Here is a 26,526-nt window from a genome sequence, read left to right on the forward strand (position 1 = left end):
CGAGCGTTTCTGACGGGTCGTCAATTGGCTGTGCGGTAATAGCGGTCCCGCCATCTCTGCGGGACGCCGGGCGCCGGCGCGGGACCGGACTGGCAGGTGGGGCACCAGTACGTGGGGCGCTCCTGCGAGCCGTCGCCCTGGTCGGCCACGCGGACGGAGGTGCCGCAGCGCAGGCAGGGGCGGGGTGCCCGGCCGTAGACGAACAGGTCCTGGTTGCGCAGGCCCGTGGTCCGGCGCACCATGCGGTCGCGGTTGGCCTCCAGGAGCTTCTGGGCGAGCGTGGGCAGCTTGGCGGCGCGGGCGGCGGGGAGGGCGCCGACGGGCAGCCACGGGGTGGCGCCGAGCAGGAAGCACAGCTCGCTCTTGTAGACATTGCCGATTCCGGCGAGGTTGCGCTGGTCGAGCAGTGCCTCGCCGAGGGGGCGGGCGGGGTCGGCGAGGACGTTGGCCAGGGCCCGGTCCGGGTCCCAGTCGGGGCCGAGGAGATCGGGGCCGAGGTGGCCGACGGCGCGCTCCTCCTCGGTGGTGCGCATCAGCTCCAGCACCGGAAGGCGGTAGCCGACGGCGGTGCGGTCGGCGGTGCCGAGGACCGCACGGATCTGATGGGCGGGCCCGCCCTTCCAGTGTTCGCCGGCGCCGTACACCTTCCACGCGCCCTCCATCCGCAGATGCGAGTGCAGGGTCAGGCCGCCCTCGACCCTGGTGAGCAGATGCTTGCCGCGGGAGACGGTGTCCAGGACGGTACGGCCGGAGAGGTCGACGGTGGCGTACTTCGGAACCCGGAAGTCGCTGCGGGTCAGCACCTCGCCCGCGAGGGCGCCGTGCAACCGCCTCGCCGCCTGCCAGACCGTGTCACCTTCGGGCATGGGTCCAGGGTGACATGCGCCGGTGCGGGTCTGCCCCGGTCATGCGCGCAGGCGCAGCCCGCGCGGGGTCGCGATGAACCCCGCCGCTTCCAGGAGGGCACCGATGGGAGAGGTCAGGGCCGAGGTACCGTTGATCCTTTCCACCGTGACCGTGCCGAGGGAGCCCGCGCGGGCGGAGGCCGCGAGCGTCTCGGCGGCGGCCCTGAGGCGCGGGTCGTCGGCCGCCGTGCCCTCCGGGTCGGCCGGCCAGGCCAGCAGCGTCTTGCCGCCTCTCTCCATGTAGAGCGTCAGCTCCCCGTCCACGAGCACCACCAGGGAACCCGCCTTCCGCCCCGGCTTGTGCCCGGCGCCGGTCGGCGGCTCGGGCCAGGACAGTGCCCCACCATAGGCGTTCGCCGGGTCGGCGGCGGCGAGGACGACCGCCCGGGTGTCGGCCGAGGCGTTACGGCCACCCCCGACTCCCGGTCCGGAGCCGGGCGCTGAACCGGGGCCGGGGCCGTACGGGAAGGTCTGCCCGCTGCCTCTGGGGCCGCCGTGGCCGGGGGAAGCGAAGTCCCTTGGAGAGACACGGTCATCAGGTGCGGTGCGTGGGGTGTCCAGCCAGTCGAAGTCACCGTCGAGTCCGGCGGCACCGAAGTCCCCTGCCTGCGCGAAGTCCCCTGCCTGCGCGAAGCCGCCGGCCTGCGCGAAGTCACCGGTCTGCTCGAAGCCTGCGGGGGGCGTCCGGCCACCGCTCCCGAAGCCCGCGCCCGGCAGGCCCTCGCCGCGCTCCCGGGCGTTGGCCACCGCCCGGAGGCGGTCGACCGCGCCGTCCATGGCGAACTGGGCGGCGCCCAGGCCCTCCACCACGTAGCCCCGCCGGGCCTGGCCGCTCTCCTCGAAGGCGGACAGGACCCGGTACACGGCCGAGAAACCGCCCTCGACGCCCTCCGCGGACACCGCTCCTCTGGTGACCACGCCGTGCCGGTCGAGGAAGGTGCGGGCCAGGGCGTGCGCGCGCACGGTGAGGTCGGCGTCGCGGTCCGGCAGCAGGGACCAGCGGCCGGCAACGGTCGGCGGGCCGCCGCGGGAGGCGGTGCGAGCGGCGGCGGCCAGCGAGCCGTAGCGGCCGCGCGGGACGGCGCGCTTGGCGCGGTGGGCCGTGGAACCCGCGGTGCGGCCCGAGCCCAGCAGGGAGCGCATCGGGGCCAGTGTGTCATTGGTGAGCCGCCCGGACCAGGCCAGGTCCCAGAGGGCGTCGGCCAGTTGCGGGTCCGTGGCCTGGGGGTGGGTGGTCGCGCGGACCTGGTCTCCGATCTGACGGAAGAACAGTCCGTAACCACCGGAGAGTGTGTCGAGGACGGACTGGTGCAGTGCGGTCAGCTCCAGGGGATGCGGCGGTGGCAGAAGCAGCGGCGCCGCGTCCGCGAGATACAGGGACACCCAGCCGTCCTTGCCGGGCAGCCCGCCGGCGCCCGCCCACACCACCTCGCCCGCCGCGGTCAGTTCGTCCAGCATCGACGGGGTGTAGTTCGCCACCCGGGACGGCAGGACCAGCTTCTCCAGCGCGGAGGCGGGCACGGACGCACCCTGCAACTGCTCGACCGCGCGCACCAGTCCGTCGATGCCCCGCAGACCGTGCCCCTTGCCGATGTGCTGCCACTGCGGCAGGAACTGCGCGAGCGCGGCCGGCGGCACCGGCTCCAGCTCGTGCCGCAGCGCGGCCAGCGAGCGCCGGCGCAGCCGGCGCAGGACCGCCGCGTCGCACCACTCCTGGCCGATGCCCGCCGGATGGAACTCGCCCTGTACGACCCGGCCGCCCGCCGCCAGCCGCTGCAGCGCACCCTCCGTGACCGCCACGCCCAGACCGAACCGGGTCGCCGCCGTGGCCGACGTGAACGGGCCGTGAGTACGGGCGTAGCGCGCGAGGAGGTCGCCCAGCGGGTCCTTCACCGGCTCGGTGAACGCTTCCGGGACGCCCACCGGAAGTGCCGTGCCGAGCGCGTCCCGCAGGCGGCCCGCGTCCTCGATCGCGGCCCAGTGATCGGCCCCCGCGATCCGGACCCGGATGGCCCGGCGTGCCCCGGCCAGTTCCCGGGCCCAGCCCGGCTCGGCACCCCGCTCGGCCAGCTCCGCGTCGGTGAGCGGACCGAGCAGCCGCAGTACGTCCGCGACGCCTTCGACGTCCTTGGCGCGGCGGTCCTCGGTCAGCCACTGCAGCTCGCGCTCCAGCTCGACCAGCACCTCGGCGTCGAGCAGTTCACGCAGCTCCGCCTGGCCCAGCAGCTCGGCCAGCAGCCGCGAGTCCAGGGACAGGGCGGCGGCGCGGCGCTCGGCGAGCGGCGAGTCCCCCTCGTACAGGAACTGGGCGACGTATCCGAAGAGCAACGAGCGCGCGAAGGGCGAGGGCTCCGGTGTGGTGACCTCGACCAGCCGTACCCTGCGGGACTCGATGTCGCCCATCAGCTCGACCAGGCCCGGAACGTCGAAGACGTCCTGGAGGCACTCGCGGACCGCTTCCAGGACGATCGGAAACGAACCGAACTCGCTGGCCACCTGCAGCAGTTGGGCCGCGCGCTGGCGCTGCTGCCACAGCGGGGTGCGCCTGCCGGGGTTGCGGCGCGGCAGCAGCAGCGCGCGGGCGGCGCATTCGCGGAAGCGGGCGGCGAACAGGGCCGAGCCGCCGACCTGGTCGGTGACGACCTGGTCGACCTCGCCCTTGTCGAAGGCGACGTCCCCCGCGCCGACGGGCGCCTGCTCGGAGTCGTACTCCAGGCCGGCCTTCATGGGCTCCTGGTCGAGGAGGTCCAGGCCCATCAGGTCGGCGTCCGGCAGGCGCAGCACGATGCCGTCGTCGGCGTGCATGACCTGCGCGTCCATGCCGTACCGCTCGGACAGGCGGGCGCCGAGCGCCAGTGCCCACGGGGCGTGCACCTGGGCGCCGAAGGGGGAGTGCACGACGACCCGCCAGTCGCCCAGCTCGTCCCGGAAGCGCTCCACGACGATCGTCCGGTCGTCGGGGACGTGGCCGCAGGCCTCGCGCTGCTCGGCCAGGTAGGACAGGACGTTGCCGGCGGCCCACGCGTCGAGGCCGGCCGCGAGCAGCCGGAGCCGCGCGTCCTCCTCGGACAGCGAGCCGACCTCGCGCAGGAACGCGCCCACCGCGCGGCCCAGTTCCAGCGGCCGGCCCAGCTGGTCGCCCTTCCAGAAGGGCAGCCGGCCCGGCACTCCGGGAGCGGGGGAGACCAGGACTCGGTCGCGCGTGATGTCCTCGATGCGCCAGGAGCTGGTGCCGAGCGTGAAGACGTCGCCGACCCGGGACTCGTAGACCATCTCCTCGTCCAGCTCGCCGACCCGGCCGCCGCCCTTCTTGGGGTCGGAACCGGCGAGGAAGACCCCGAACAGGCCGCGGTCGGGAATCGTGCCACCGGAGGTGACGGCGAGGCGCTGCGCCCCGGGGCGGCCGGTGACCGTCCCCGCCACGCGGTCCCACACCACGCGCGGGCGCAGCTCCGCGAACGCGTCCGAGGGATAGCGTCCGGCGAGCATGTCGAGCACGGCCGTGAACGCCGACTCCGGCAGCGAGGCGAACGGCGCCGCCCGGCGGACCACGGCGAGCAGGTCGTCGACCTGCCAGGTGTCCAACGCGGTCATCGCGACGAGCTGCTGGGCGAGGACGTCCAGGGGATTGGCGGGCACCTTGAGGGACTCGATGGCACCCGAACGCATCCGCTCGGTGACCACCGCGGCCTGGACCAGGTCGCCGCGGTACTTCGGGAAGACCACGCCGGTGGAGACCGCGCCGACCTGGTGTCCCGCGCGGCCGACGCGCTGCAGACCGGAGGCCACGGACGGCGGGGACTCGACCTGGACGACGAGGTCCACGGCGCCCATGTCGATGCCCAGCTCCAGGCTGGAGGTGGCGACCACCGCCGGGAGACGGCCCGCCTTGAGGTCCTCCTCCACCAGCGCCCGCTGTTCCTTGGAGACCGAGCCGTGGTGGGCGCGGGCGATCACGGGGGGCGCGCCGTGCGCCGCGCCCGAGCCGCCCATCAGCTCGGCCGGGGAGTGGTGCTCGTCCAGGGACTCCCCGGTCGCCCGTTCGTAGGCGATCTCGTTGAGCCGGTTGCACAGGCGCTCGGCGAGCCGGCGGGAGTTGGCGAACACGATCGTCGAGCGGTGGGCCTGCACCAGGTCGGTGATCCGCTCCTCGACATGCGGCCAGATCGAGGGCCGCTCCGCTTGCTCGTTGCCTTCGGTCGCCGGAGAGGCGCCGAGCTCGCCGAGGTCCTCCACCGGGACGACGACCGAGAGGTCGAACTCCTTGCCGGAATCCGGCTGGACGATCTCCACCTTGCGGCGGGGTGACAGATAGCGGGCGATCTCGTCGACCGGGCGGACGGTCGCGGACAGGCCGATGCGCCGGGCCGGCCTCGGCAGCAGTTCGTCCAGGCGCTCCAGGGACAGGGCGAGATGCGCGCCGCGCTTGGTGCCCGCCACCGCGTGCACCTCGTCAAGGATCACCGTCTCGACGCCGGTCAGCGCGTCGCGCGTGGCCGACGTCAGCATCAGGAACAGCGACTCGGGGGTGGTGATCAGGATGTCCGGCGGGCGGGTGGACAGGGCGCGGCGCTCGGCGGCCGGGGTGTCGCCGGAACGGATGCCGACCTTCACCTCGGGCTCGGGCAGGCCGAGGCGCACGGACTCCTGGCGGATGCCGGTGAGGGGACTGCGCAGATTGCGCTCCACGTCGACGGCGAGGGCCTTGAGCGGAGAGACGTACAGCACCCGGCAGCGCTTCTTCGGGTCGGCCGGGGGCGGGGTGGAGGCGAGCTGGTCGAGGGCGGCGAGGAACGCGGCCAGGGTCTTGCCGGAGCCGGTCGGGGCGACCACCAGCACGTCGGAGCCCTCGCCGATGGCCTGCCACGCGCCCGCCTGGGCGGCGGTGGGCGCGGAGAAGGCCCCCGTGAACCAGCCGCGGGTCGCGGGGGAGAAGCCGCCGAGGGCTCGGTGTGCGTCGCTGACCATGCGTCCATCGTGCACCCCGGCACTGACAACGCCCTCCGCCGCGGGCGGGCCGCGCACGCTCACGGCCGCCCCCGCCCGTGCACAGCACCGCGCCGACGGCGCAGAATCGACCCATGGCGGGGTCTGATGCGGAACGCGCACGGCACTGGCAGTACGCGGAACTGCCCGGTGTCGATCTGTTGCGGGCCCGGTACGTCCGCAAGGCCTTCGTACGCCACACCCACGAGCACTTCGTGATCGCCGCCATCGCCGAGGGCGTCGAGGTGTTCCACCACCGCGGGGCCGATCAGTACGCGGGGGCGGGCGCGCTCGCGCTGGTCAATCCCGACACCCCGCACACCGGGCGGGCGGGGGTGCCCGAGGGATGGCGGTACGGGGCGGTGTATCCGGCGCCGGAGCTGGTGGCCGAGATCGCCGGGGAGACCACCGGCCTGCGCGGGACGCCGGGGTTCGCGAGCCCGGTGCTCGACGACCCCCGCGCCGCCCACCTGGTGCACCAGGTGCTCAGGGCGGCCGAAGAAAGGAACGCGCTGGCCGCCGACACGCTGCTGCGAGTCGCCGTGACCCGGCTGCTGCGGCTGAACGGCGGGCCGCTGCCGCAGCGGGAGGTGCGCACGGCGGGGACGCGGACGGCGGCACGCGCGCGTGCCGTCCTGGAGGAGCGGATGGCCGAGCCGCCCACCCTGGAGCGGCTGGCGGCCGATCTCGGGACCGGCCCGTTCGCGTTGCTGCGGGCCTTCCGGGACGCCTACGGGATGCCGCCGCACGCCTGGCTGACCGACGCCCGGGTGCGCCGGGCCAGGCGGTTGCTGGACGAGGGCACCCCGCCCGCGCAGGCCGCCGCCCTGGTGGGGTTCACCGACCAGTCGCATCTGAGCCGGCACTTCTCCCGGATCGTGGGTGTGCCCCCGGGCGCCTACCAGCGCGAGCGCAAGAACGTACAAGACGTGCGGTCGCGCCTCCACCTACCGTCCGGGGTGTGACAGAACGGACAGCTCCCGCGCACATACGCGCCGGCGACGGAGGAAACGGCCCTGGAGGAAGCGGTGACGAAGGACATCGCGACGGAGGAAAACCGGACGCCGCCGTCGTCCGGGACGCCCTCGGAGTCGGGGTCGCCGTAGGCCTGTCCGGGTTCGCCTTCGGGGTGACCTCGGCGGGCAGCGGGCTCACGCTGCTGCAGACCTGCGCGCTCAGTCTGCTGGTGTTCACCGGTGCGTCCCAGTTCGCGCTCGTGGGGGCGCTGGCGGCCGGGGGAAACCCGTTCACGGCGGCGGCGGGCGCCTTCTTCCTGGGGATGCGCAACGCCTTCTACGGGCTGCGGCTGTCGCAGCTGCTCGCTCTCCCGCGCGGGATTCGGCCCCTCGCCGCCCAGTGGGTCATCGACGAGACCACCGCGGTGGCACTCGCCCAGCCCAACCGGCGCGGCGCACGGATCGGCTTCACCGTCACCGGGCTGAGCCTGTACCTGCTGTGGAACCTCACCACACTGCTCGGCGCACTGGGCGCCAAGGCGCTCAAGCACACCGATGCGTGAGGCCTGGACGCGGCCGGGCCCGCCGTGTTCCTGGCACTGCTCGCACCGATGCTGAAGACCACCACCGAGCGGGCGGTCGCCGGTCTCGCCGTACTCCTGGGGCTCGGGCTGCTGCCCGCGCTGCCGGCCGGCGTACCGGTGCTGGCAGCCGCGCTCGCCGCCCCGGCCGTGCTGTACCTGGACGGCCGCCGTCATGGGAGCGGGGCCGGGGACGACGTACGGGAGGAGGATCGTTGAACACGTGGATCGCGGTCGCGGTGACCGCTCTCGGCTGCTACGCCGTCAAGCTCGCGGGGCTGCTCGTCCCCGCGGGTGCCCTGGAGCGGCCGCTGGTGAAGCGGCTAGCCGCGCTGCTGCCGGTCGCCCTGCTCGCCGCCCTCACCGCGCAGCAGACGTTCGCCGACGGGCACACGCTGGTCCTGGACGCGCGGGCGGCCGGTCTCGCGGCCGCCGCCGTGGCGCTGGTGCTGCGGGCGCCGTTCCTCGTCGTCGTCGCGGCCGCCGTGGTGGTGACGGCCGGGGTGCGGGCCATGGCGGGATGAGCCGGGGGGACAGCCCTCCCCGAAGGGGCATCCCTGGAAGGGACACCCCTGGAAGGGACACCCCTGGAAGGGACAAGCATCCTCGAAGGGACATCCCCCTTCGCAAGGGCGAAGGGCCGCCTCTGCGTCAGCCGACGGCGCGGCCGTAGGCCCTGAGGGTGCGCAGGGCCTCGATCGTCACCATGGGGCGTGCCTCCAACGCGATGCCGGGCGCCCACTGGCGCCAGGTGATCGGCCAGCCGCCGTCCTCCTGCTGCCGGCCCGCCAGGAAGTCCAGGGAGCGGTCCATCTCCGCGTCCGTGAACCACGCGCGCGCGAGGGAGCCCGGTGTCCTGGCGTAGTCGTGCGGGAAGTGGTGCTCGCCGGGTGCATAGCCGGGCGCGACCGGCCAGGCGTCCGGGCGGTCGGGTTCCAGCGCCGCGAGCCGCTGGGCGCGGACGAGGGAGCCGAGCCGCTCGGCGGCCGCCTGCGCGCGCGACCGGTCGGGTGCGGAGTCCAGGAAGGTGACGGCGGCCTCGATCTCGTAGGGATGGGACTTCTCCAGGGACTCGATCCGCTGCCAGCAGTAGTCGGTCGCCCGGAACAGCCACGCGTGCCACACCTCGTTGCGGTGCAGCAGACCCACCACCGGCCCGGTGGCCAGCAGGTCGCTCGGCGGGTCGTCCACGATCGGCACGAAAGGGGCCGCCGGATAGCCGCGCTGACCGGGGTGCACCGCCGGCAGCGCGCCGTCCGGGGTGGAGACCGAGGTCAGATAGCGGCACACGCGCTCCACGCGCTGTCCGCCGCAGCGCCCGACGGAGTCCAGGACGTACAGCGCGTGGGCGGTGTGCAGCGGCTGGCTGACGGGACCGCGCAGATCCGGCTCCAGCGCGTGGCCGTACCCGCCGTCCTCGTTGCGGTAGGCGTCCAGTGCGGTCTCCACCGGGTCCGCGCCGCCGTTCAGGAAGTGGTGGGCGAACAGCCGTTGTTCCAGCACGCGCGCGGTGAGCCATACGAAGTGCTCGGCGCGGAAGAGCGGGGAGGACGCCGGGGGCGGCGGGGGGAGTGCGGAAGCTCCTGTCTCGGCCATGCGTCAGACCGTAGGGCGGAAAGCGGTCTCGGCAGGCGGTCCCGGCTCGGGGTCACCCCCAGGGGCGGGATACTGGAGTCATGCGGTTGACGGTCTTCTGGGAGCGGATGGCGGAGCACTTCGGCACGGGATACGCCGAGACCTTCGCACGTGACCACGTGATGTCGGACCTCGGCGGGCGCACGGTGCACGAGGCGCTGGCGGCCGGCTGGGAGGCCAAGGACGTGTGGCGCGTGGTCTGCCATGTCATGAACGTTCCTGGGGAGAGGCGCTGACCGGTCACGAAGAGCGCGGACCGGGCGGGAATGCCGGCGGCGTGGGCGAGACTTGCACCGTGGCACCCACTGACGAGTCCGGGCAGACGGCCCAGCACGCACTCCCGGCCGGCACGCCGCCGGCCCCCCGGCCCCCGGCCGAGGGCGCGGCCGGGCCGGGCGCCCGCATGCCACGCTGGCTGCCGCGCGCCATGGTGCTCGCACTCGCCCTCATCGCCGTCTTCCAGTTCGGCAGCTGGGCCTTCCACCAGCTGACCGGCCTGCTGATCAACATCCTCATCGCGTTCTTCCTGGCCCTCGCCATCGAGCCCGCGGTGAGCCGGATGGCCGCCCGCGGCATGCGCCGGGGTTTCGCGACCTTCCTGGTCTTCCTCGGCCTGACGATCGTCGTGGCCGGCTTCGTCACCCTGCTCGGCTCGATCCTCGCCGGGCAGATCATCAAGATGGTCGAGGGCTTCCCGGACTACCTCGACTCGGTCATCAACTGGGTCAACACCACGTTCCACACCGAGCTCAGACCGGTGGACGTGCAGGAGGGCCTGCTCCACTCCGACTGGCTGCGCAAGTACGCGCAGAACAGCGCGGCGGGCGTGCTCGACGTGTCCGCTCAGGTGCTCGGCGGCCTGTTCCAGCTGCTGACGATCGCACTGTTCTCGTTCTACTTCGCCGCCGACGGACCGCGGCTGCGCCGTGCCCTGTGCTCCGTCCTGCCGCCCGCCCGGCAGGCCGAGGTGCTGCGGGCATGGGAGATAGCCGTCGACAAGACCGGCGGCTATCTCTACTCGCGCGGCCTGATGGCGCTCATCTCGGGGATCGCCCACTACATCCTGCTGCAGGCGCTGGGCGTGCCGTACGCGCCCGTGCTGGGTGTCTGGGTGGGCCTGGTCTCGCAGTTCATCCCCACCATCGGCACGTACCTCGCCGGCGCCCTCCCGATGCTCATCGCCTTCACGGTCGACCCGTGGTACGCGCTGTGGGTGCTGGTCTTCGTCGTGATCTACCAGCAGTTCGAGAACTACGTGCTGCAGCCCAAGCTCACCTCGAAGACCGTCGACATCCACCCCGCGGTCGCCTTCGGTTCGGTCGTCGCGGGCACCGCCCTGCTCGGCGCCGTCGGCGCGCTGATCGCCATCCCCGCGGTCGCCACCCTGCAGGCCTTCCTGGGGGCGTACGTGAAGCGGTACGCCGTCACGGACGACCCCCGTGTCCACGGCCACCGCAGGCGGGGCACGGCACCGGGGCTGCTCGCACGCGCGCGACGGCTGTGGACGGTACGGCAGCCGGCCACGGAGTCCGGGAGCGCGGACGCGCCGGGCACGGCGGCGGCCGAGGAGGACCCCTCCGGGGAGCGGCCGGGTCCCTAGCGCTGTGGCCGGAAGGATCAGCAGGTGAGGGCCGCCCAGACCCCGGCGCCGACCACGGCGGCCGCGTAGCCGCCGACCGCCCCGTACACGATCCGCTGCCTGGTGACGTCGCTCCAGGACGTGCGCGACAGCAGCCAGGCCAGTGCGGGCAGCACCAGCACGGCGTGCAGGCTCACCCCGTGCGACGGCTTGAGCGGCGCCGTGGAGTGGTACGCCGCCTGCTGATGCCCGGCGCGCGAGCGGGCCGTCGGCGGATCGCGCGCGAGGTCTCGGCGGTGGCCGTGATGCGCTTGACACGAAAATCGAACATCCATTCTTATGGAGGTTCCGGCGAAGCTCAACGGAAGGGACTTCACCCCGTTTTGATGGGATAAGTGCCTGAGTTATCCACAGGCCGGACGGGCGACGAGGCGCATTGTCAGTGGCAGGCGTTAGCGTCTTTGACGTGAAGCGATCGACTCAAGCAAACCGGGTGGAACCCATGGCAGGTACCGACCGCGAGAAGGCGCTCGACGCCGCGCTCGCACAGATTGAACGGCAATTCGGCAAGGGCGCGGTCATGCGCATGGGTGAGCGCTCGAAGGAGCCCATCGAGGTCATCCCGACCGGGTCGACCGCACTCGACGTGGCTCTCGGTGTCGGCGGCCTGCCGCGCGGCCGGGTCGTGGAGATCTACGGACCGGAGTCCTCCGGCAAGACGACCCTGACCCTGCACGCCGTGGCGAACGCGCAGAAGGCCGGCGGCCAGGTGGCCTTCGTGGATGCCGAGCACGCCCTCGACCCCGAGTACGCGCGCAAGCTCGGCGTGGACATCGACAACCTGATCCTCTCCCAGCCGGACAACGGCGAGCAGGCGCTGGAGATCGTGGACATGCTGGTCCGCTCCGGCGCGCTCGACCTCATCGTCATCGACTCCGTCGCCGCGCTCGTTCCGCGCGCGGAGATCGAGGGCGAGATGGGTGACAGCCACGTGGGTCTGCAGGCCCGTCTGATGAGCCAGGCCCTGCGGAAGATCACCAGTGCGCTCAACCAGTCGAAGACCACGGCCATCTTCATCAACCAGCTGCGCGAGAAGATCGGCGTGATGTTCGGTTCCCCGGAGACCACGACCGGCGGCCGGGCGCTGAAGTTCTACGCCTCCGTGCGCATCGACATCCGCCGTATCGAGACCCTGAAGGACGGCACGGAGGCGGTCGGCAACCGCACCCGCTGCAAGGTGGTGAAGAACAAGGTCGCACCGCCCTTCAAGCAGGCCGAGTTCGACATCCTCTACGGCCAGGGCATCAGCCGCGAGGGCGGCTTGATCGACATGGGCGTGGAGCACGGCTTCGTCCGCAAGGCCGGCGCCTGGTACACGTACGAGGGCGACCAGCTCGGCCAGGGCAAGGAGAACGCGCGCAACTTCCTGAAGGACAACCCCGACCTGGCCAACGAGATCGAGAAGAAGATCAAGGAGAAGCTGGGCGTCGGCGTGCGGCCCGAGGAGCCGGCCGCCGAGCCGGGTGCGGACGCGTCGGCCCCGGCGGCCGCGGCAGACGCCGCCAAGACGGTGCCCGCCCCGGCGGCCGCCAAGGCCACCAAGCCCAAGGCCGCCACAGCCAAGAGCTGACCCGTGACACGACGAACCGACTGGGCCGAGTACGAGTACGCCGCCTCCGGTGCCCCACGGGGGAGGGGCATCGGAGGCCACCGGGGCTCCGCCGGTGGCGGTGACAGCGGGTACGGAGGCGAGGGGCCCGACGAGTCGTACCGGCAGGGCGGCGACGGGGACGCCTTCCCGGCCGACGGCCTGCCCGGCACATACGGCGACGCCCCGGCCGACGGCCGGCGCCGGAGCGACGGCGGACAGCGGGGCGCGGGCGGCTCGCGTGACGGCGGGTCGCACGGTGGGCGCGGGCGTCGCCGGCGGAGCTTCGGCGAGCCGTCCGCAATGGACGGGGACTCCCCCTCCTCGTCGAGGGCCGAGCAGGGGGAGTCCCCGGGGGACCCGGTGGAGCGGGCGCGAGCGATCTGTCTGCGCCTGCTCACCGGGACCCCGCGTACCCGTAAACAGCTGGCGGACGCCCTGCGCAAGCGGGAGATCCCGGACGACGCGGCTCAGGAGGTGCTGTCACGGTTCGAGGAGGTCGGGCTGATCGACGACAGTGCCTTCGCGGACGCCTGGGTGGAGTCCCGGCACCACGGGCGCGGACTGGCCCGGCGCGCGCTGGCCCGGGAGCTGCGCACCAAGGGCGTCGACGCGGCGCTGATCGACGAGGCGGTCGGCCGGCTCGACGCCGATCGGGAAGAGGCCACCGCGCGCGAGCTCGTCGCCCGCAAGCTGCGCTCCACCCGGGGGCTCGACCGCGACAAGCGGCTGCGCCGCCTCGCCGGAATGCTGGCCCGCAAGGGCTACTCCGAGGGCCTGGCCCTGCGAGTGGTCCGCCAGGCACTGGAGGAGGACGGCGAGGACACGGAGTTCCTCGCGGACGAGGGACACTGAGAACGAGGAGTCCTGTGGACGAGGCGCACTGAGGCATCGGCTCCGGGCGGTGGCGGGCCCCATCGCCACAGGACCAAAACGGCACGCGGCGCGCAGGCCTGACCCGGCGCCGGAGCTGTCTACGCCGTCGTCACCTCCAGCCCCGCAGCCCGCCACGCCTGGAAGCCACCGACCAGGTCGGTCGCCCGGTGCAGGCCCAGCTGGTGCAGGGACGCGGCCGCCAGACTCGACGCGTAGCCCTCGTTGCAGATGACGACCACCCGCAGGTCGTGGCTGACGGCCGCGGGGGCCCGGTGGCTGCCGCGGGGGTCCAGCCGCCACTCCAGTTCGTTGCGCTCGATGACGAGGGCGCCGGGGACCAGGCCGTCCCGCTCGCGCAGCGCGGCGTACCGGATGTCCACCAGGAGGGCCTCGCCGGACCGGGCGGCGCCGTATGCCTCGCGCGGCTCGACGCGCTCGTAGCCCCGGCGGACCCGCTCCAGCAGCTCGTCGATCCCGACCGGTGGCCGCCGCGCGCTCACTGCCAGTCCTCCGGACGCTCGACCTGCTCCAGGCGCAGCGTCTGCCCGGTGCGGCTGTAGCGGCGGATCCGCGGCAGCGGCGGGTAGTAGGCGTGCACGGAGATCGCGTGCCGGCCGGTGGACTCGTTGAGCACCTCGTGGACGTGGTGGCGGCCGAAGGAACGGCCCCGGCCGGCCGGCAGCCGCCGCTCGCGGTCCACGCCTTCGGTGAGTTCGAGGGTCTTCCAGCCGTCGGTGGGCAGCCGGGCGGCGAGCGAGTACTCGGTCAGCTCGCCGGCGGCCGTGAGAAAGGCACCGACCGAGTCGGCGTGGTCGTGCCAGCCGGTACCGGTACCGGGCGGCCAGCCGATCAGCCAGGCCTCGCTGCCGCCGGGCCCCTTCAGGCGTACCCAGGTGCGCCCCTCCGGGTCGAGCGGAAGGGAGGCGATCAGTTCGGTGTCGGCGGCGGTGCGCCGGACGAAGCCGAGGAGTTCGCCCTGCGTGGGCGCCGTGGCGGACGCGGATTCCCAGGCAGCGGCTGGCGCGGCAGAGGAGACAGTGGCAGATGAGCCAGAGGAGGAAGCAGAAGGGGAGGCAGAGGGAGAGACAGGAGGTGAGACAGACACGTACACCGTCCTGATGAGCGTTCACGGAAGGCGCGCGACGGCACAGCGGCGGCGCGCGGGGAAGGCCGGGAAGCGAGAAAGGATGCGAACTCAGCAGGACGAGCGACACACACAGCCCGCATAGCGGACGAGGTCCATGTGGACCCTCCGCCACAGGCGCACATCGGTGTCGGTCACGATCCGGAGTACACCATGGCGGTGGTAACCGGTCAACTCACCGTCACCATGTGGACCGCACCGTGACGGCGAGTACGGTCCACCGGTTCCGTCGTCAGCGCGCGCCCGCCTCGGCCCGCGCCTCCAAGTGGGCCGGACCGCCGAGCGTCGCCTCCGCCGCCGCGTACAGATCGGCGGGGCGCACCCCGCTCAGCGCGGTGACCAGATGTCCGTCGGGGCGTACCAGGAGCACGGTGTGGGGGGCCGCGCCCGGGTAGCTCTCGGCGACCAGCAGTTCGGCGGGGTGCGGCAGCGCGCTGACCGCGGCCGCCAGCCGGGGCATGAGCCCGGCGCTCATCCAGTGCCGGCGCTCCCACACCACCGTTCCCGGCGCCACCAGCACCACCAGCAGGGCACCGCGGCCCAGCCGGCCCCGCAGCGGGACGAAGGAGCCGTCCTCCGCGGTCACCGTCACATCGGCGACCGGCCCGCCCGGAGGTGTGTCGACGGGCACCTCCGCCTCGGAGGGCGGGGGCGCGAGGGGGGAGGCGGCGTACGTCCCGGGCGCGCCCAGTGATCCGCGCCCCAGCTGGCCGTCCATGAGCAGCGCGTCGTGCCCGCGCGCCGACCCGGGCACGTACGACCGCAGGCCGCCGCCTCCGCGCAGCAGCGGCAGCACCTGGTCGGCTGCGCGCAGCCGGGCGGCGACGATCGCGCGGCGCTCCGCCTGGTAGCTGTCCAGCAGGGCCTCGTTCGGACCGTGGTGCCAGACCAGGGCCAGCTTCCAGGCGAGGTTGTCGGCGTCGCGCAGCCCCTCGTCCAGCCCCTGGGTGCCGAACGCGCCCAGCAGGTGCGCCGCGTCCCCGGCGACGAAGACCCGCCCGGCACGCCAGCGGCGGGCCAGCCGGTGGTGGACCGTGTGGACTCCGGTGTCCAGAAGTTCGTACGACGGTGCCGTCTCGCCGGTCCAGCCGGTGAGGGTCTCCCGGATACGGGCGATGAGCAGTTCGGGCGTGACGAGGTCCTTGCCGGGCGGCAGCAGCCAGTCCAGCCGCCACACGCCGTCCGGGAGTGGGCGGGCGGTGATCTCCCCTGCCGAGGGGCCGGTGGCCCGCCACGGCGGCGACCGGTGGAGGAACGCTTCGTCGGGCCGGGGCAGTTCGGTGCGCAGCGCTGCGACGGCGTGCCGTTCGACGGCCGTACGGCCGGGGAAGCGGATGTCCTGGAGCTTGCGCACGGTCGAGCGCGGCCCGTCGCAGCCGACCAGGTAACTACCGCGCCACCAGGTGCCGTTGGGGCCGCGGGTGTGGGCGGTGACGCCGGTGGGCTCCTGCTCTGTGGTGTCCAGCCGGCTGCCCGTGGCGAGCTCGATCAGCGGCTCGTGGGCGACGGCGGCGCGCAGGGCGCCGGTCAGGAGGTGCTGGGCGATGTGCAGCGGGGCGGCTTCGGTGGTTCCGGCGTCGCCGAAGGCGACCTCGCGCATCACCTGTTTGCGCCGCAACGACCGCCATCCGGCCCAGCGCAGCCCGGCCTGCCCGAGCTCCACTCCGGCCAGCCGCTCCACGAGCGCGGCGGTGTCCTCCCGCAGCACGACCGTCCGCGCGGCGCGCGGCGCGTCGCTGCCCGGCCCCTCGTCGAGAACGACGGACGGCACCTCCTGGCGCGCCAGCGCCAGGGCGAGCGTGAGCCCGACGGGCCCCGCTCCGACGACGATCACCGGGTCCACGGCGCGGCGCTCCCTGCCCGCGGCGGCGTCCTGACGGACAGACGTGGGCAAACGGTTGGAGCAGGGTGCACGATCACAGAACGTATGCAACCTATTGCCGCTGCTTGCGTCAAGTGACGGGGGCAGTAGTGATCACTCCACTGTCCCCATGTCACATGTGTTCGGGTGACCACCCGTCAGATGTGCGTCTTTCCGGCGTAGCCGCCTGCCGCGTCGCCACCGCCGGCTCCGGTGGCCTGCGTACCGGCCACCGCCGCCGGCGCAAGCACCGCCCCAGTGGACTTCTTCCCGCGTCGCAGCCGCTGCTCCAGCCAGCCCGCGAAGGTGGTGAGGCTGAAGTTGAGCACCACGTAGATCAGCGCCACGATCGTGAAGCAGGCGATGACGTTCGCACCGTAGTACGAACTCATCGGGCCGACCGCTGCCAGCAGTTCCGGGAAGGTGAGGATCGCGCCGCCGAGCGCGGTGTCCTTCACGATCACCACCAGCTGGCTGACGATCGCCGGCAGCATCGCGGTGACCGCCTGCGGCAGCAGGATCGAGGTCATGGTCTGGGTCTTGCGCAGACCGATGGCCTGGGCGGCCTCCGTCTGGCCCTTGGGCAGGGCCAGGATTCCCGCGCGGACGATCTCCGCCAGGACCGAGGCGTTGTAGAGCACCAGGCCCGTGACCACGGCGTACAGCGGGCGGTCGTCCGAGCTGACGTTGGTGTACTGCGCGAACAGGGCGTTGCCGAAGATCATCAGGATCAGCACCGGGATGGCGCGGAAGAACTCCACGACCACGGCGGCCGGCACCCTGACCCAGGCGTGGTCGGAGAGCCGCGCTATGCCGAAGACGGCGCCGAGGGGCAACGCGATGACCATCGACAGGGCCGCCGCGATCAGCGTGTTCTTCAGCCCGGGCAGGAGGTAGGTGTTCCACGCCTCGGAGCCGGAGAAGAACGGCTTCCACTTCTCCCAGTCCAGCTGGCCCTTGTCGTCGAGGCTCTTGTAGACCCACCACAGCAGCCCGGCGAGGGCGGCGAGGAACACGACCGTGTAGAGGACGTTGCGCCGCTTGGCCCTGGGGCCCTGCGCGTCGTACAGCACGGAGGTCATCGCTTCACCGCCACCTTCTTGCCCACCCAGCCCAGGATCAGGCCGGTCGGCAGCGTCAGACACACGAAGCCGAAGGCGAAGACCGCGGAGATCAACAGGAGTTGTGCCTCGTTCTCGATCATCTTCTTCATCAGGAGGGCCGCCTCGGCCACGCCGATGGCGGCGGCCACCGTGGTGTTCTTGGTGAGCGCGATCAGGACGTTGGTGAGCGGGCCGACCACCGAACGGAACGCCTGCGGCAGCACCACCAGGGTCAGGACCTGGGTGAAGCTCAGCCCGAGGGCGCGGGCCGCCTCCGCCTGGCCCACCGGCACCGTGTTGATGCCGGAGCGGATCGCCTCGCAGACGAAGGCCGAGGTGTAGGCGATCAGGCCGAGGACGGCGAGCCGGAAGTTGATGGTGTCGAAGGCCTGAGCGCCGAGGCTGACACCGAGGGCCTGGTTCAGGCCCAGCGAGGTGAACAGGATGATCACCGTCAGCGGGATGTTCCGCACGATGTTGACGTAGGCGGTACCGAACCCGCGCATGAGGGGCACCGGGCCGACGCGCATGGCGGCCAGCAGGGTGCCCCAGACCAGGGAGCCGACGGCCGAGAGCAGCGTGAGCTGCACGGTCACCCAGAAGGCTCCCAGCAGGTCGTAACCTTGAAGAAAGTCGAACACGATCTCCCGCGCTTCCGCGTGTGGGTGGGCCCCGGGTGCGCCACCCCCGTGGGTGGCGCACCCGGCGGGCGCTGACTCAGCTCTTGATGTCGCCGATCTTCGGCGCGGGCTCGTTCTTGTAGTTCGCGGGGCCGAAGTTGGCCTTCACGGCCTTCTCCCAGGAACCGTCGGCGACCATCTCCTCCAGGGCCTTGTTGATCTTGGCCTTGAGGTCGCTGCCCTTCTTGACGCCGATGCCGTAGTTCTCGTTGGTCATCCTGAAGCCGCCCAGCTTGAACTTGCCCTTGAACTGGGCCTGGGCGGCATAGCCCGCGAGGATGGAGTCGTCCGTCGTCAGGGCGTCGATCGCCTTGTTCTGCAGACCGCCCAGGCAGGCCGAGTAGGTCGGGTACTGCAGCAGGTTGGCCTTGGGCGCCAGCCTGTCGTGGACGTTCTGGGCCGAGGTCGAGCCGGTCACCGAGCAGAGCTTCTTGTGGTTGAGGTCGGCCGGCGACTTGATCGTGTTGTCGTCGGCGCGGACCAGCACGTCCTGGTGGGCGAGCAGGTACGGGCCGGCGAAGTCGACCTTCTTCTCGCGCTCCGGGGTGATCGAGTACGTGGCGGCGATGAACTGGACGTCACCACGCTGCAGCATGGTCTCGCGGTCGGCGCTCTTCGACTCCTTCCACTCGATCTGGTCCTCGTTGTAGCCGAGCTTCTTGGCCACGTACTTGGCCACGTCGACGTCGAAGCCGGAATAGCCCTGCGGCGTCTTCTGACCGAGGCCCGGCTGGTCGAACTTGATGCCGATGGCGATCTTCTTGCCGCCCCCCGACGACCCCCCGCCGTTCTTGTCGTTCGACCCGCACGCCGTCGCCGAGACGGCGAGGGCGAGCACGACGGCCGAGGCGGCGGTGACCTTGCGGAGCTTCATGGTGGACATCCTTCGGGTGTTGAGGAGTTGAGGGCCGTCGGGAACGGGCGACGGCGCGTCGTCACGGGACCGGTGACGACGGTCGGCACAGGCGGTTCGGGCCGCGTGCGGGCCGCGCGGCCCGTTTCAGTGGTGCAGGATCTTCGACAGGAAGTCCTTGGCCCGGTCGCTGCGCGGGTTGCTGAAGAACTGGTCGGGCGCAGCCTCTTCGACGATCCGGCCGTCGGCCATGAAGACCACCCGGTTTGCAGCCGAACGGGCGAATCCCATCTCGTGGGTGACGACGATCATCGTCATGCCGTCCCGGGCGAGCTGCTGCATGACCTCGAGGACCTCGTTGATCATCTCGGGGTCGAGGGCGGAGGTGGGCTCGTCGAAGAGCATGACCTTGGGGTCCATGGCCAGCGCCCGCGCGATGGCCACGCGCTGCTGCTGGCCGCCGGAGAGCTGGGCGGGGTACTTCTCGGCCTGCGCGCCCACGCCGACCCGGTCGAGCAGGGCACGGGCCCGCTCCTCGGCCTTCTTCTTGTCCGTGCGGCGGACCTTGACCTGACCCAAGGTCACGTTCTGGAGCACTGTCTTGTGGGCGAAGAGGTTGAAGGACTGGAAGACCATGCCGACGTCGGCGCGCAGCCGGGCCAGCTCCTTGCCCTCGTGGGGCAGTGGCCTGCCGTCGATCGTGATCGTGCCCGAGTCGATGGTCTCCAGGCGGTTGATGGTGCGGCACAGGGTGGACTTCCCGGACCCCGAGGGCCCGATGACCACCACGACCTCGCCGCGGGAGATCGTCAGCTCGATGTCCTGGAGCACGTGCAACGCGCCGAAGTGCTTGTTGACGCTCTTCAGGACGACCAGATCGCCGGTCGAGGCCAGGTCTTCCCTGGCCACCGATACTTCGGTCATCGCTTTCAGGCTCCGTCCTCCTCGGTTTCGCTGGACCATAGCCACGCCGCGCGACCAGCGTCATTACATCTGAGCGAGATCTGAGCATCACGATCCGGTAGCGGCCGGACACATGACGTAGCGGACCCGCGCGGGGCGCGTACCGGCTGGGTAACGACCGGTGGCACGCAACCGGAACCCTCTTGACGGCGTCGTCGTCCATCAGCGTGACTGCCATGGTGCACGCGCGCGTGCGCGCATTTTGTACACATCATGACCATACGACTGATGAACCGGAGGGGGCCGGGATGAGACTGCTCCTCGTCGAGGACGACAATCATGTGGCGGCGGCCCTGTCCGCGGTCCTGGCCCGGCACGGTTTCGACGTCACGCACGCCCGCAGCGGCGAGGAGGCCCTCCAGGCGCTCGTCCCCGAAGGCGCCGGATTCGGGGTCGTCCTGCTCGACCTCGGTCTGCCGGACCAGGACGGCTACGAGGTCTGCGGCAAGATCCGCAAGCGAACCAGCACCCCGGTGATCATGGTCACCGCCCGTTCGGACGTCCGCTCCCGCATCCACGGCCTCAACCTCGGCGCCGACGACTACGTCGTGAAGCCCTACGACACCGGGGAACTGCTCGCCCGTATCCACGCCGTCAGCCGGCGCACCGCCCACGAGGACGCGAGCGGCGGGGGCGACAGCGCCCTGCGCCTCGGCCCCGTGCGCATCGAACTGCCCAACCGGCAGGTCAGCGTGGACGGTTCGGTCGTCCAGCTGACCCGCAAGGAGTTCGACCTGCTCGCGCTGCTCGCCCAGCGCCCCGGGGTGGTCTTCCGCCGGGAGCAGATCATCAGCGAGGTGTGGCGCACCAGCTGGGAGGGCACCGGACGCACCTTGGAGGTGCACGTCGCCTCCCTGCGTTCCAAACTGCGAATGCCGGCCCTGATCGAGACCGTGCGCGGAGTCGGCTACCGGCTCGTCGCCCCGGCCGCGTAGCGGGACGGGGCACGGGTGCGCACACGTCTGCTGCCGTTGCTCATCGTCCTGATGGCAGCGGTGCTGCTCGCCCTCGGCTTCCCGCTCGCCGTCAGCCTGGCGGCGGCCCAGCAGCAGAAGGTGGTCGTCGACCGGATCGACGACACGGCACGCTTCGCCGCCCTCGCCCAGTTCGTCACCGACCGGCCCACCGGCTCCCGCCAGACGGTCCCGGACGAGCGCCTGGAGACCCTCAGCCGGGAACTCGCCAGCTACTACGAGGTCTACGGCATCCGGGCGGGCGTCTTCTACCGCACCGGCACCCCCATGGCCAACGCGCCGGCCGACTGGTCCCTGCTCCCCACGGGCGAGGTCCGCGCGGCCTTCGACGAGGCCCTGCTGAGCCGGCGCAGCCACGACCCGGAGCAGGTCTGGCCCTGGCAGCGGCACCGGCTCGTCGTCGCCTCGCCCGTCATCCGGGACGGTGACGTCGTCGCGGTGGTCGTCACCGACTCGCCGACCGGGCAGATGCGCTCGGCCACCCTGCACGGCTGGCTGCTCATCGGCGCGGGTGAGATCGCCGCGATGCTGCTCGCCGTCGGTGCGGCCCTGCGGCTGACCGGCTGGGTGCTCCGACCCGTACGCGTCCTGGACGCCACCACCCACGACATCGCCACCGGGCGGCTGAAGTCCCGGGTGGCGGTGGCGAGCGGGCCGCCGGAACTCAGAAGGCTCGCCCGGTCGTTCAACGAGATGGCGGACAACGTCGAGGACGTGCTGGAGCAGCAGCGCGCCTTCGTCGCCGACGCCTCGCACCAGCTGCGCAACCCGCTCTCGGCGCTGCTGCTGCGCATCGAACTGCTCGCCCTCGAACTGCCCGAGGGCAACGAGGAGATCGCCTCGGTCCGCACCGAGGGCAAGCGCCTCGCGCAGGTCCTGGACGACCTGCTCGACCTGGCGCTGGCCGAGCACGCCGAGGCGGACCTGCAGCTGATCGACATCGGTGGGCTGGCGGCGGAGCGCGTCGCGGCGTGGACGCCGGCCGCCGAGGCCAAGGGGGTGCGGCTGGTGGGCGACTGCCCGGCCACCACGGCCTGGGCCGACCCCGTGGCACTGTCCTCGGCACTGGACGCCGTGATCGACAACGCGGTGAAGTTCACGCCCGAGGACGAGTGCGTCGAAGTGAGGGTCTGCGGGGGCGGCGGCACGTCGACCGTCGTGGTCACCGACCACGGCCCCGGCCTCACCGACGAGGAACTCGCCCGGATCGGCGACCGCTTCTGGCGCAGCGGCCGCCACCAGAACATCAAGGGTTCCGGCCTGGGCCTGTCCATCTCCCGGGCCCTGCTCGCCGCGGGCGGCGGCTCGATCTCCTACGACCACCACCGGCAGGGCGAGCCGCGCGGACTGAAGGTGACGGTCACCGTGTCGAGGTCGGACCCGGAGCCGTCGTCAGTGCCGTCGTAGGAACCGCCGCAGGGCGCTACGGCTTGACCGACCGGTAGTAGCGCCGCGCGCCCTCGTGCAGCATCAGCGGATCGGTGTAGATCGCGGTGCGCAGGTCCACCAGCTGGGCGGAGTGGACGTGGGCGCCGATGCCGTCACGGCTCTTGATGACGGCGCGGGTCACCCACTCGGTGAGCCTGGGGTCCATGTCCTGGCGCGTCATCAGCAGGTTGGACACGGCGATCGTCGGCACGGTCGAGCCGTTCTGGACGGTCGGGTACGCCGACTCCGGCATGTTGGTGGCGCGGTAGTAGCGCGTGGCACCACCCTCGGCGTGGAGCTTGGCCACGAGCCCGGGCTCGATCGGCACGAACCGGAACGCGAACGTCCCGGCGAGCTGCTTGAGGCCCTCCGTGGGCAGCCCGCCAGACCAGAAGAACGCGTCGATCGCGCCCTGCCGCAGCCGGCCGGGACCGGTGTCGATGCCGTCGGCCATGGGCCTGATGCCCTTGTGCGGATCGATCCCGGCCGCCCTGAGCACCCGCTCGGCGATCAGCCGGACCCCCGACTCCGGCGGCCCGATCGCCACCCGCTTGCCCCGCAGGTCCGCGACCGAGCCGATGCGGGAGTCGCGCGGGACGACGAGCTGCACATAGTCGTCGTAGAGACGGGCCACCCCGCGCAGCCGCCCGGCGCCCGGGCGGTTGTCCAGCTCGTAGGTCTCCACCGCGTCCGCCGCGGCGATGGTGAAGTCGGCCTGGCCGGTCGCCACGCGCGTGACGTTCTCCTGCGAGCCGTCACTGGTCATCAGGCGCACCTTCAGGTCCGGCATGTCCTTGTGGAACGCGGTGCGCAGCCGCACGCCGTACTCCTGGTAGACGCCGCGCAGGGTGCCGGTGCTGAAGGTGACCGTCCCGCCCGGCGGCTCCTCGCCCAGCGGCAGCAGCCACCACAGCAGCAGCCCGAGGACCAGGGCGCCGACGGCCGAGCCCTGCAGGGCACGGCGTCTGCCGATTCGGGAGAACACCATGGACATGCGCGCGATCCTGCCAGCCGGGACATGGTGCTGGCCAGGGCGGGGTGCCCCGGGCGGCCGGCCGGGGCCGTTCGGGGTGACCCACCAGGGCGTCGGGGCCACCCACCAGGGTTGCCGGGGAGTCCGGCCGGGGGTGTGGGAGGCGGCCGGTCCGGGCCGTCGACCGGCGTGTGGGCGGCAGTTGGCGCGAGCCGTTTGGCCGAGGGTGTGGGAGGCGGCCGGTCCGGGCTTCGGCCGGGGGCGCCGGAGGCGGCGGATAGAGTCGCCGTATGAGCAGCTCGCCCGCCGACCTCGTCCGTGAGTTCCACCGCGCCTTCGGCCTGGACGCCCGCCGCACCCCCACCGAGGTGTCGCCCGCGCTGGCCGCGCACCGAGGGGAGTTGCTCGCCGAAGAGGCGGCGGAGGTGGCCGAGGTCTCGGTCGGCGGCCCGCTCGACCGGCTCGCGCACGAACTCGCGGACGTCGTGTACGTGGCCTACGGCACCGCCCTGGTCCACGGCATCGACCTCGACGAGGTGATCGCCGAGATCCACCGTTCCAACATGACCAAGCTCGGCCCCGGCGGCCGGGTCGCACGTCGCGCCGACGGCAAGGTCCTCAAGGGAGACCACTACCGGGCACCGGACGTCTCGGCGGTGCTGCGCCGCCAGGGCTGGGTCCCCGGCGGCGCCTGACATCACTCTTCCAGGACTGTCCCGCTAGGACTGTCCCGCGGTGCCGCCGCCCGCCAGCCGCCACTCGCGGTGCAGCGAGCCCAGCGGGATGCTGCGCTCGAAAACCGGGGTACCGAAGACGGACAGCTGCAGGCGCAGGGTGCCGGTGAGGTCGACGCCGCCGTAGAGGCCCCAGGAGGCGCCGGCCTTCGCACGTCCCGCGCCGGCCGGACCGGCGCCCCTTGCGCCGACGCCACCGGCCGCACCGGTTCCGGAAGCCGGCCTCACCGCGCCGGTCACGCTGCCGGAGGCCTCCCCGCGCAGATACGGCGCCAGGTCGGCGCTGACACCGACGGTGCCGTAGAGGCCGACGGTGGCCTCGGCGCCGAGCGCGGCCTTCACGCCGCCCGCGCTGGTCAGCGACGAGCGCACCGGGGTGCTCGTCATGTCCGCGGAGCTGACCGGGGTCCAGCCGTGCGCCGGGCCGAAGGCGCCGCCCGCCGTGAAGCCGCCCTTGAGGTTCTGCTCCACGTCGACCGTGACCCGGCCGTCGCCGCTGATCTGGAGGTAGCAGGTCAGGTCGAGGTTGACCACGACGGGAACGGGCCCGACCTGGAGCACGGGGTCGGCGTGCAGCTTGGCGAACGGGATGCGCAGCGGCGTGGCGGAGGCGGCGGCGCGGCCCTTGAGGGCCCAGCCCGAGGTCCAGTCGCCGGAGACGCCGAGATAGGCGGAGCCGGGCGCGGTGTCGGTGCCCTGGCCGCCGTAGCGGAAGTCGACCCGTGGGGCGACCTGGACGAAGCCCGAGACGGACGCGGCCGCGGACACCGGTGCGCCCTTGGCCGTGGGCACGTTGGCGCCGACGTCGAGCCGCAGGCTGCCCAGCGGCACGGTCGTGCCCTTCGGACCCACGTGCACGTCGCCCGGCTTGGACCAGGAGACCTTGACGTCGGGCAGCAGCCTGTCGATGTCGAAGGAGGCGGGGGAGACCGGGACCGAGCCGCGGGCCGTCCGGTCGCCGAGAACGGAGTTGAGAGCGGCGGGTTCGGTCTGCACCTCGGTTCCCCTGCCGGTCTCGCCGATCACCCTCGTCACCTTGGCGAGCAGGCCGTGCGGGGCGCCGGGCGCGGGGGCACTGGCGATGACGTCGCCGACGGCGGCGCCGTGCGGCTTCGCGCCGGCGCCGGGGGTGGGCGCGGAAGTCCCGTGCGCATGCGTGGATATGACGGCGCGCCGGGTGTGGCTGTCGTACGAGTCGACGGTGAGCGAGGTGCGGTGCGCCGGCCCTCGACCGCCCGAGCCGCGTGCGCCGTCCGGGCTCGCGGCGGCGGCCGCGGCGGTGGCGGGGGCGGCCGCGACGGCGAGTGTGCGGTCCGGGGCGGCGGCCGAGTCGTCTTGCTGCTGCCGGGCCGTCGCGTTCCCGGAGGCGACCGGCCGGCCGCCCGTGGGCGGCGGTGCGGAGCAGCCGGCGGCGAGGAGGAGGGCGGTCACCGCGAAAGCGGGCATCAGGGCACGGCTGTGCCTCGTGCGTCTGCGCAAGGTGGGTCCTGAGAAAGGTGAGAAAGGTGGGGGGTGACATGAGGAACCGGCATCGCAGGCACCGGGCCGGGAAAACACCGGCACCGGAGAAACCGGCACGAGGTGCCGGTGGGACACCGGTGGAGTAATCAAACATGAGCATGCCACGGACGGACCGGCGGAGCGTGACATTCCGGCAGTCTCCCGAGGTGACCTGAACCACGGCGCTTTTCGGCCCACCGCCCAGGTGGTCGGCCGAAGTCGGCCAGGTCGGCCGAAGCGGCGGAGACGACAGCCCCGCGGCAACGCCGATTCGGCGGGGGCCACGGGACGGGCGGGCGCAGCGCGGCGCCGGCAACAGCGCCGGCACGGACGCGGCGAGACCGCGAACCCCGACTCGAACTCGTCGGCGATGGATCAGCGGGTTCTAGGCTCGCGGGCGCTGCGCGATCTTGATGGAGGGACCTGAACTGCAATGGCGGACAAGCGGGTTGTGATCGTGACCGGCGGAGGTACGGGCATCGGGGAGGCCACGGCCCGATCGCTGAGCCAGGAGGGTCACCGCGTGGTGGCCTCCGGCCGGCGGCCCGAACCACTGCGGCGCCTCGAACGGGAGACCGGGGCGCTGGCGTATCCGTCCGATGTCGGGGACCCGGCTGCGGCCGAGGGTCTCGTCCGGAATCAGCGTCTCGCTGCCGTCGGCTATGTCTGGGCATTCGCTTCCCTGACCGCCTCAACGGGCGCCAGAGCCCACTACGACCGCAGACGCACCCACGGCGAACGCCGCATCTCAGCCCTGCGCAATCTCTTCAATCGCACTTCAATCGCATGATCGGGTGCCTGCACCACTGCCTCGACCAACGCGTCCACCACGACGAAATGTCAGGCAACCGGATCGTTGGGCCCGGTGCTGCCGAACCCGAGGACGCGAGCCCGCGGATCGTCCGTCACACGCTTGGCCAATTCATCCAGGTCATCGCGGGCATGGACGAATCGCCCATGCAACATGTCGTACTGCCCGGACACCAGGGCAACCACCTTCTTCGCGGGCACCGTCACGGGCAGGAATGCCTTGTCCGGAAGTTCGTGGTAGCCCGGCCGTTGCTCGGTCATCGCGGTGCGTACCATTCCGGGGTTGATGTCGAGCACGACGACACCACGGTCGGCGGTCTCGTGGGGGCGCGAGGGC

General features: G+C 72.4%; 22 protein-coding genes and 4 pseudogenes. 11 read left to right on the forward strand and 15 right to left on the reverse strand.

Going from position 1 to position 26,526, the window contains the following annotated elements:
* Positions 1-20 precede the first annotated feature (20 nt).
* Positions 21-866, reverse strand: a complete 846-nt coding sequence (locus ACH4UM_RS22760) for an Fpg/Nei family DNA glycosylase (protein WP_398182161.1) — start codon at positions 864-866, stop codon at positions 21-23.
* A gap of 39 nt (positions 867-905) precedes the next feature.
* Positions 906-5,873 (reverse strand): ATP-dependent helicase, encoded by a 4,968-nt coding sequence (locus ACH4UM_RS22765; protein WP_398182163.1) that lies wholly within the window; start codon positions 5,871-5,873, stop codon positions 906-908.
* 113 nt (positions 5,874-5,986) lie between these two features.
* On the opposite strand from ACH4UM_RS22765, the pseudogene ACH4UM_RS22770 reads away from it, so the two are divergent.
* The 3 genes and pseudogenes from ACH4UM_RS22770 (at position 5,987) to ACH4UM_RS22780 (ending at position 7,952) form a co-directional block, all read left to right on the forward strand.
* Positions 5,987-6,997, forward strand: a pseudogene (locus tag ACH4UM_RS22770) (AraC family transcriptional regulator).
* Positions 6,880-7,647, forward strand: a pseudogene (locus tag ACH4UM_RS22775) (AzlC family ABC transporter permease). The pseudogenes ACH4UM_RS22770 and ACH4UM_RS22775 overlap by 118 nt, the downstream one beginning before the upstream one ends.
* Complete coding sequence (locus ACH4UM_RS22780; RefSeq protein ID WP_398182166.1) at positions 7,644-7,952, forward strand: AzlD domain-containing protein; 309 nt, start codon at positions 7,644-7,646, stop codon at positions 7,950-7,952. The pseudogene ACH4UM_RS22775 and the gene ACH4UM_RS22780 overlap by 4 nt, the downstream one beginning before the upstream one ends.
* Positions 7,953-8,079: 127 nt before the next feature.
* Here ACH4UM_RS22780 and ACH4UM_RS22785 read toward each other — a convergent pair whose 3' ends face one another.
* Positions 8,080-9,024 (reverse strand): hypothetical protein, encoded by a 945-nt coding sequence (locus tag ACH4UM_RS22785; RefSeq protein WP_398182169.1) that lies wholly within the window; start codon positions 9,022-9,024, stop codon positions 8,080-8,082.
* 80 nt (positions 9,025-9,104) lie between these two features.
* Between ACH4UM_RS22785 and ACH4UM_RS22790 the strand changes: the two genes are divergently transcribed.
* Both ACH4UM_RS22790 and ACH4UM_RS22795 read left to right on the forward strand, forming a co-directional pair.
* Positions 9,105-9,299 (forward strand): DUF3046 domain-containing protein, encoded by a 195-nt coding sequence (locus ACH4UM_RS22790; RefSeq protein WP_398182172.1) that lies wholly within the window; start codon positions 9,105-9,107, stop codon positions 9,297-9,299.
* Between the two features lie 59 nt (positions 9,300-9,358).
* On the forward strand, positions 9,359-10,663 hold the full coding sequence (locus ACH4UM_RS22795; protein ID WP_398182174.1) for an AI-2E family transporter: 1,305 nt from the start codon (positions 9,359-9,361) through the stop codon (positions 10,661-10,663).
* Positions 10,664-10,680: 17 nt separating this feature from the next.
* Here ACH4UM_RS22795 and ACH4UM_RS22800 read toward each other — a convergent pair.
* Positions 10,681-10,902: pseudogene (locus ACH4UM_RS22800) on the reverse strand (hypothetical protein); the annotation flags it as partial.
* Between the two features lie 242 nt (positions 10,903-11,144).
* Between ACH4UM_RS22800 and recA the strand changes: the two are divergent.
* Both recA and recX read left to right on the forward strand, forming a co-directional pair.
* On the forward strand, positions 11,145-12,272 hold the full coding sequence (gene recA / locus ACH4UM_RS22805) for a recombinase RecA (protein ID WP_398182176.1): 1,128 nt from the start codon (positions 11,145-11,147) through the stop codon (positions 12,270-12,272).
* A 3-nt stretch (positions 12,273-12,275) separates the two neighbouring features.
* Entirely contained in the window at positions 12,276-13,145 is an 870-nt protein-coding gene (gene recX / locus ACH4UM_RS22810) for a recombination regulator RecX (RefSeq protein WP_398182178.1), read from the forward strand.
* Between the two features lie 119 nt (positions 13,146-13,264).
* Here the strand turns inward: recX and ACH4UM_RS22815 are convergent, their stop codons facing one another.
* The 8 genes from ACH4UM_RS22815 to ACH4UM_RS22850 all read right to left on the reverse strand — a co-directional run bounded on the left by ACH4UM_RS22815 (position 13,265) and on the right by ACH4UM_RS22850 (position 19,731).
* The gene (locus tag ACH4UM_RS22815; RefSeq protein ID WP_398182901.1) at positions 13,265-13,672 is read right to left on the reverse strand and encodes a rhodanese-like domain-containing protein; all 408 of its coding nucleotides are present in this window, start codon (positions 13,670-13,672) and stop codon (positions 13,265-13,267) included.
* Entirely contained in the window at positions 13,663-14,271 is a 609-nt protein-coding gene (locus ACH4UM_RS22820; protein WP_398182180.1) for a cysteine dioxygenase, read from the reverse strand. Before ACH4UM_RS22820 ends, ACH4UM_RS22815 begins: the two co-directional genes overlap by 10 nt.
* Positions 14,272-14,361: 90 nt before the next feature.
* On the reverse strand, positions 14,362-14,448 hold the full coding sequence (locus ACH4UM_RS22825) for a putative leader peptide (protein WP_318198091.1): 87 nt from the start codon (positions 14,446-14,448) through the stop codon (positions 14,362-14,364).
* Between the two features lie 94 nt (positions 14,449-14,542).
* Complete coding sequence (locus ACH4UM_RS22830; RefSeq protein ID WP_398182904.1) at positions 14,543-16,153, reverse strand: FAD-dependent monooxygenase; 1,611 nt, start codon at positions 16,151-16,153, stop codon at positions 14,543-14,545.
* 176 nt (positions 16,154-16,329) lie between these two features.
* The gene (locus ACH4UM_RS22835; protein ID WP_398182182.1) at positions 16,330-17,253 is read right to left on the reverse strand and encodes an amino acid ABC transporter permease; all 924 of its coding nucleotides are present in this window, start codon (positions 17,251-17,253) and stop codon (positions 16,330-16,332) included.
* Positions 17,250-17,915, reverse strand: coding sequence for an amino acid ABC transporter permease (locus ACH4UM_RS22840; RefSeq protein WP_398182185.1), 666 nt, complete (start codon positions 17,913-17,915; stop codon positions 17,250-17,252). Before ACH4UM_RS22840 ends, ACH4UM_RS22835 begins: the two co-directional genes overlap by 4 nt.
* Positions 17,916-17,991: 76 nt before the next feature.
* Complete coding sequence (locus ACH4UM_RS22845; protein WP_398182188.1) at positions 17,992-18,828, reverse strand: glutamate ABC transporter substrate-binding protein; 837 nt, start codon at positions 18,826-18,828, stop codon at positions 17,992-17,994.
* Positions 18,829-18,954: 126 nt separating this feature from the next.
* Positions 18,955-19,731 carry an amino acid ABC transporter ATP-binding protein gene (locus tag ACH4UM_RS22850; protein WP_398182191.1) on the reverse strand — a complete coding sequence of 259 codons (777 nt, stop codon included), beginning with the start codon at positions 19,729-19,731 and terminating at the stop codon, positions 18,955-18,957.
* Positions 19,732-20,018: 287 nt separating this feature from the next.
* Here ACH4UM_RS22850 and ACH4UM_RS22855 point away from each other — a divergent pair, with 287 nt between their 5' ends.
* Positions 20,019-20,705, forward strand: coding sequence for a response regulator transcription factor (locus ACH4UM_RS22855; RefSeq protein ID WP_398182194.1), 687 nt, complete (start codon positions 20,019-20,021; stop codon positions 20,703-20,705).
* A 15-nt stretch (positions 20,706-20,720) separates the two neighbouring features.
* Positions 20,721-22,151: an ATP-binding protein gene (locus ACH4UM_RS22860; RefSeq protein WP_398182197.1), complete on the forward strand. Its 1,431-nt coding sequence runs from the start codon at positions 20,721-20,723 to the stop codon at positions 22,149-22,151.
* A gap of 16 nt (positions 22,152-22,167) precedes the next feature.
* Here ACH4UM_RS22860 and ACH4UM_RS22865 read toward each other — a convergent pair whose 3' ends face one another.
* On the reverse strand, positions 22,168-23,166 hold the full coding sequence (locus tag ACH4UM_RS22865) for a TAXI family TRAP transporter solute-binding subunit (RefSeq protein WP_398182200.1): 999 nt from the start codon (positions 23,164-23,166) through the stop codon (positions 22,168-22,170).
* 269 nt (positions 23,167-23,435) lie between these two features.
* Here ACH4UM_RS22865 and ACH4UM_RS22870 point away from each other — a divergent pair, with 269 nt between their 5' ends.
* Positions 23,436-23,840 (forward strand): MazG nucleotide pyrophosphohydrolase domain-containing protein, encoded by a 405-nt coding sequence (locus tag ACH4UM_RS22870; RefSeq protein WP_398182203.1) that lies wholly within the window; start codon positions 23,436-23,438, stop codon positions 23,838-23,840.
* Between the two features lie 24 nt (positions 23,841-23,864).
* On the opposite strand, the gene ACH4UM_RS22875 is transcribed toward ACH4UM_RS22870, so the two are convergent.
* Positions 23,865-25,325 carry a hypothetical protein gene (locus ACH4UM_RS22875; RefSeq protein WP_398182906.1) on the reverse strand — a complete coding sequence of 487 codons (1,461 nt, stop codon included), beginning with the start codon at positions 25,323-25,325 and terminating at the stop codon, positions 23,865-23,867.
* 487 nt (positions 25,326-25,812) lie between these two features.
* Here ACH4UM_RS22875 and ACH4UM_RS22880 point away from each other — a divergent pair.
* Positions 25,813-26,013 (forward strand): annotated as a pseudogene (locus tag ACH4UM_RS22880) (SDR family NAD(P)-dependent oxidoreductase); the annotation flags it as partial.
* A gap of 206 nt (positions 26,014-26,219) precedes the next feature.
* On the opposite strand, the gene ACH4UM_RS22885 reads toward ACH4UM_RS22880, so the two are convergent.
* The gene (locus ACH4UM_RS22885) at positions 26,220-26,486 is read right to left on the reverse strand and encodes a hypothetical protein (protein ID WP_398182936.1); all 267 of its coding nucleotides are present in this window, start codon (positions 26,484-26,486) and stop codon (positions 26,220-26,222) included.
* Positions 26,487-26,526: the final 40 nt, after the last annotated feature.

The sequence above is a fragment of the Streptomyces sp. NPDC020801 genome, assembly GCF_044334385.1.
Classification (GTDB): domain Bacteria; phylum Actinomycetota; class Actinomycetes; order Streptomycetales; family Streptomycetaceae; genus Streptomyces.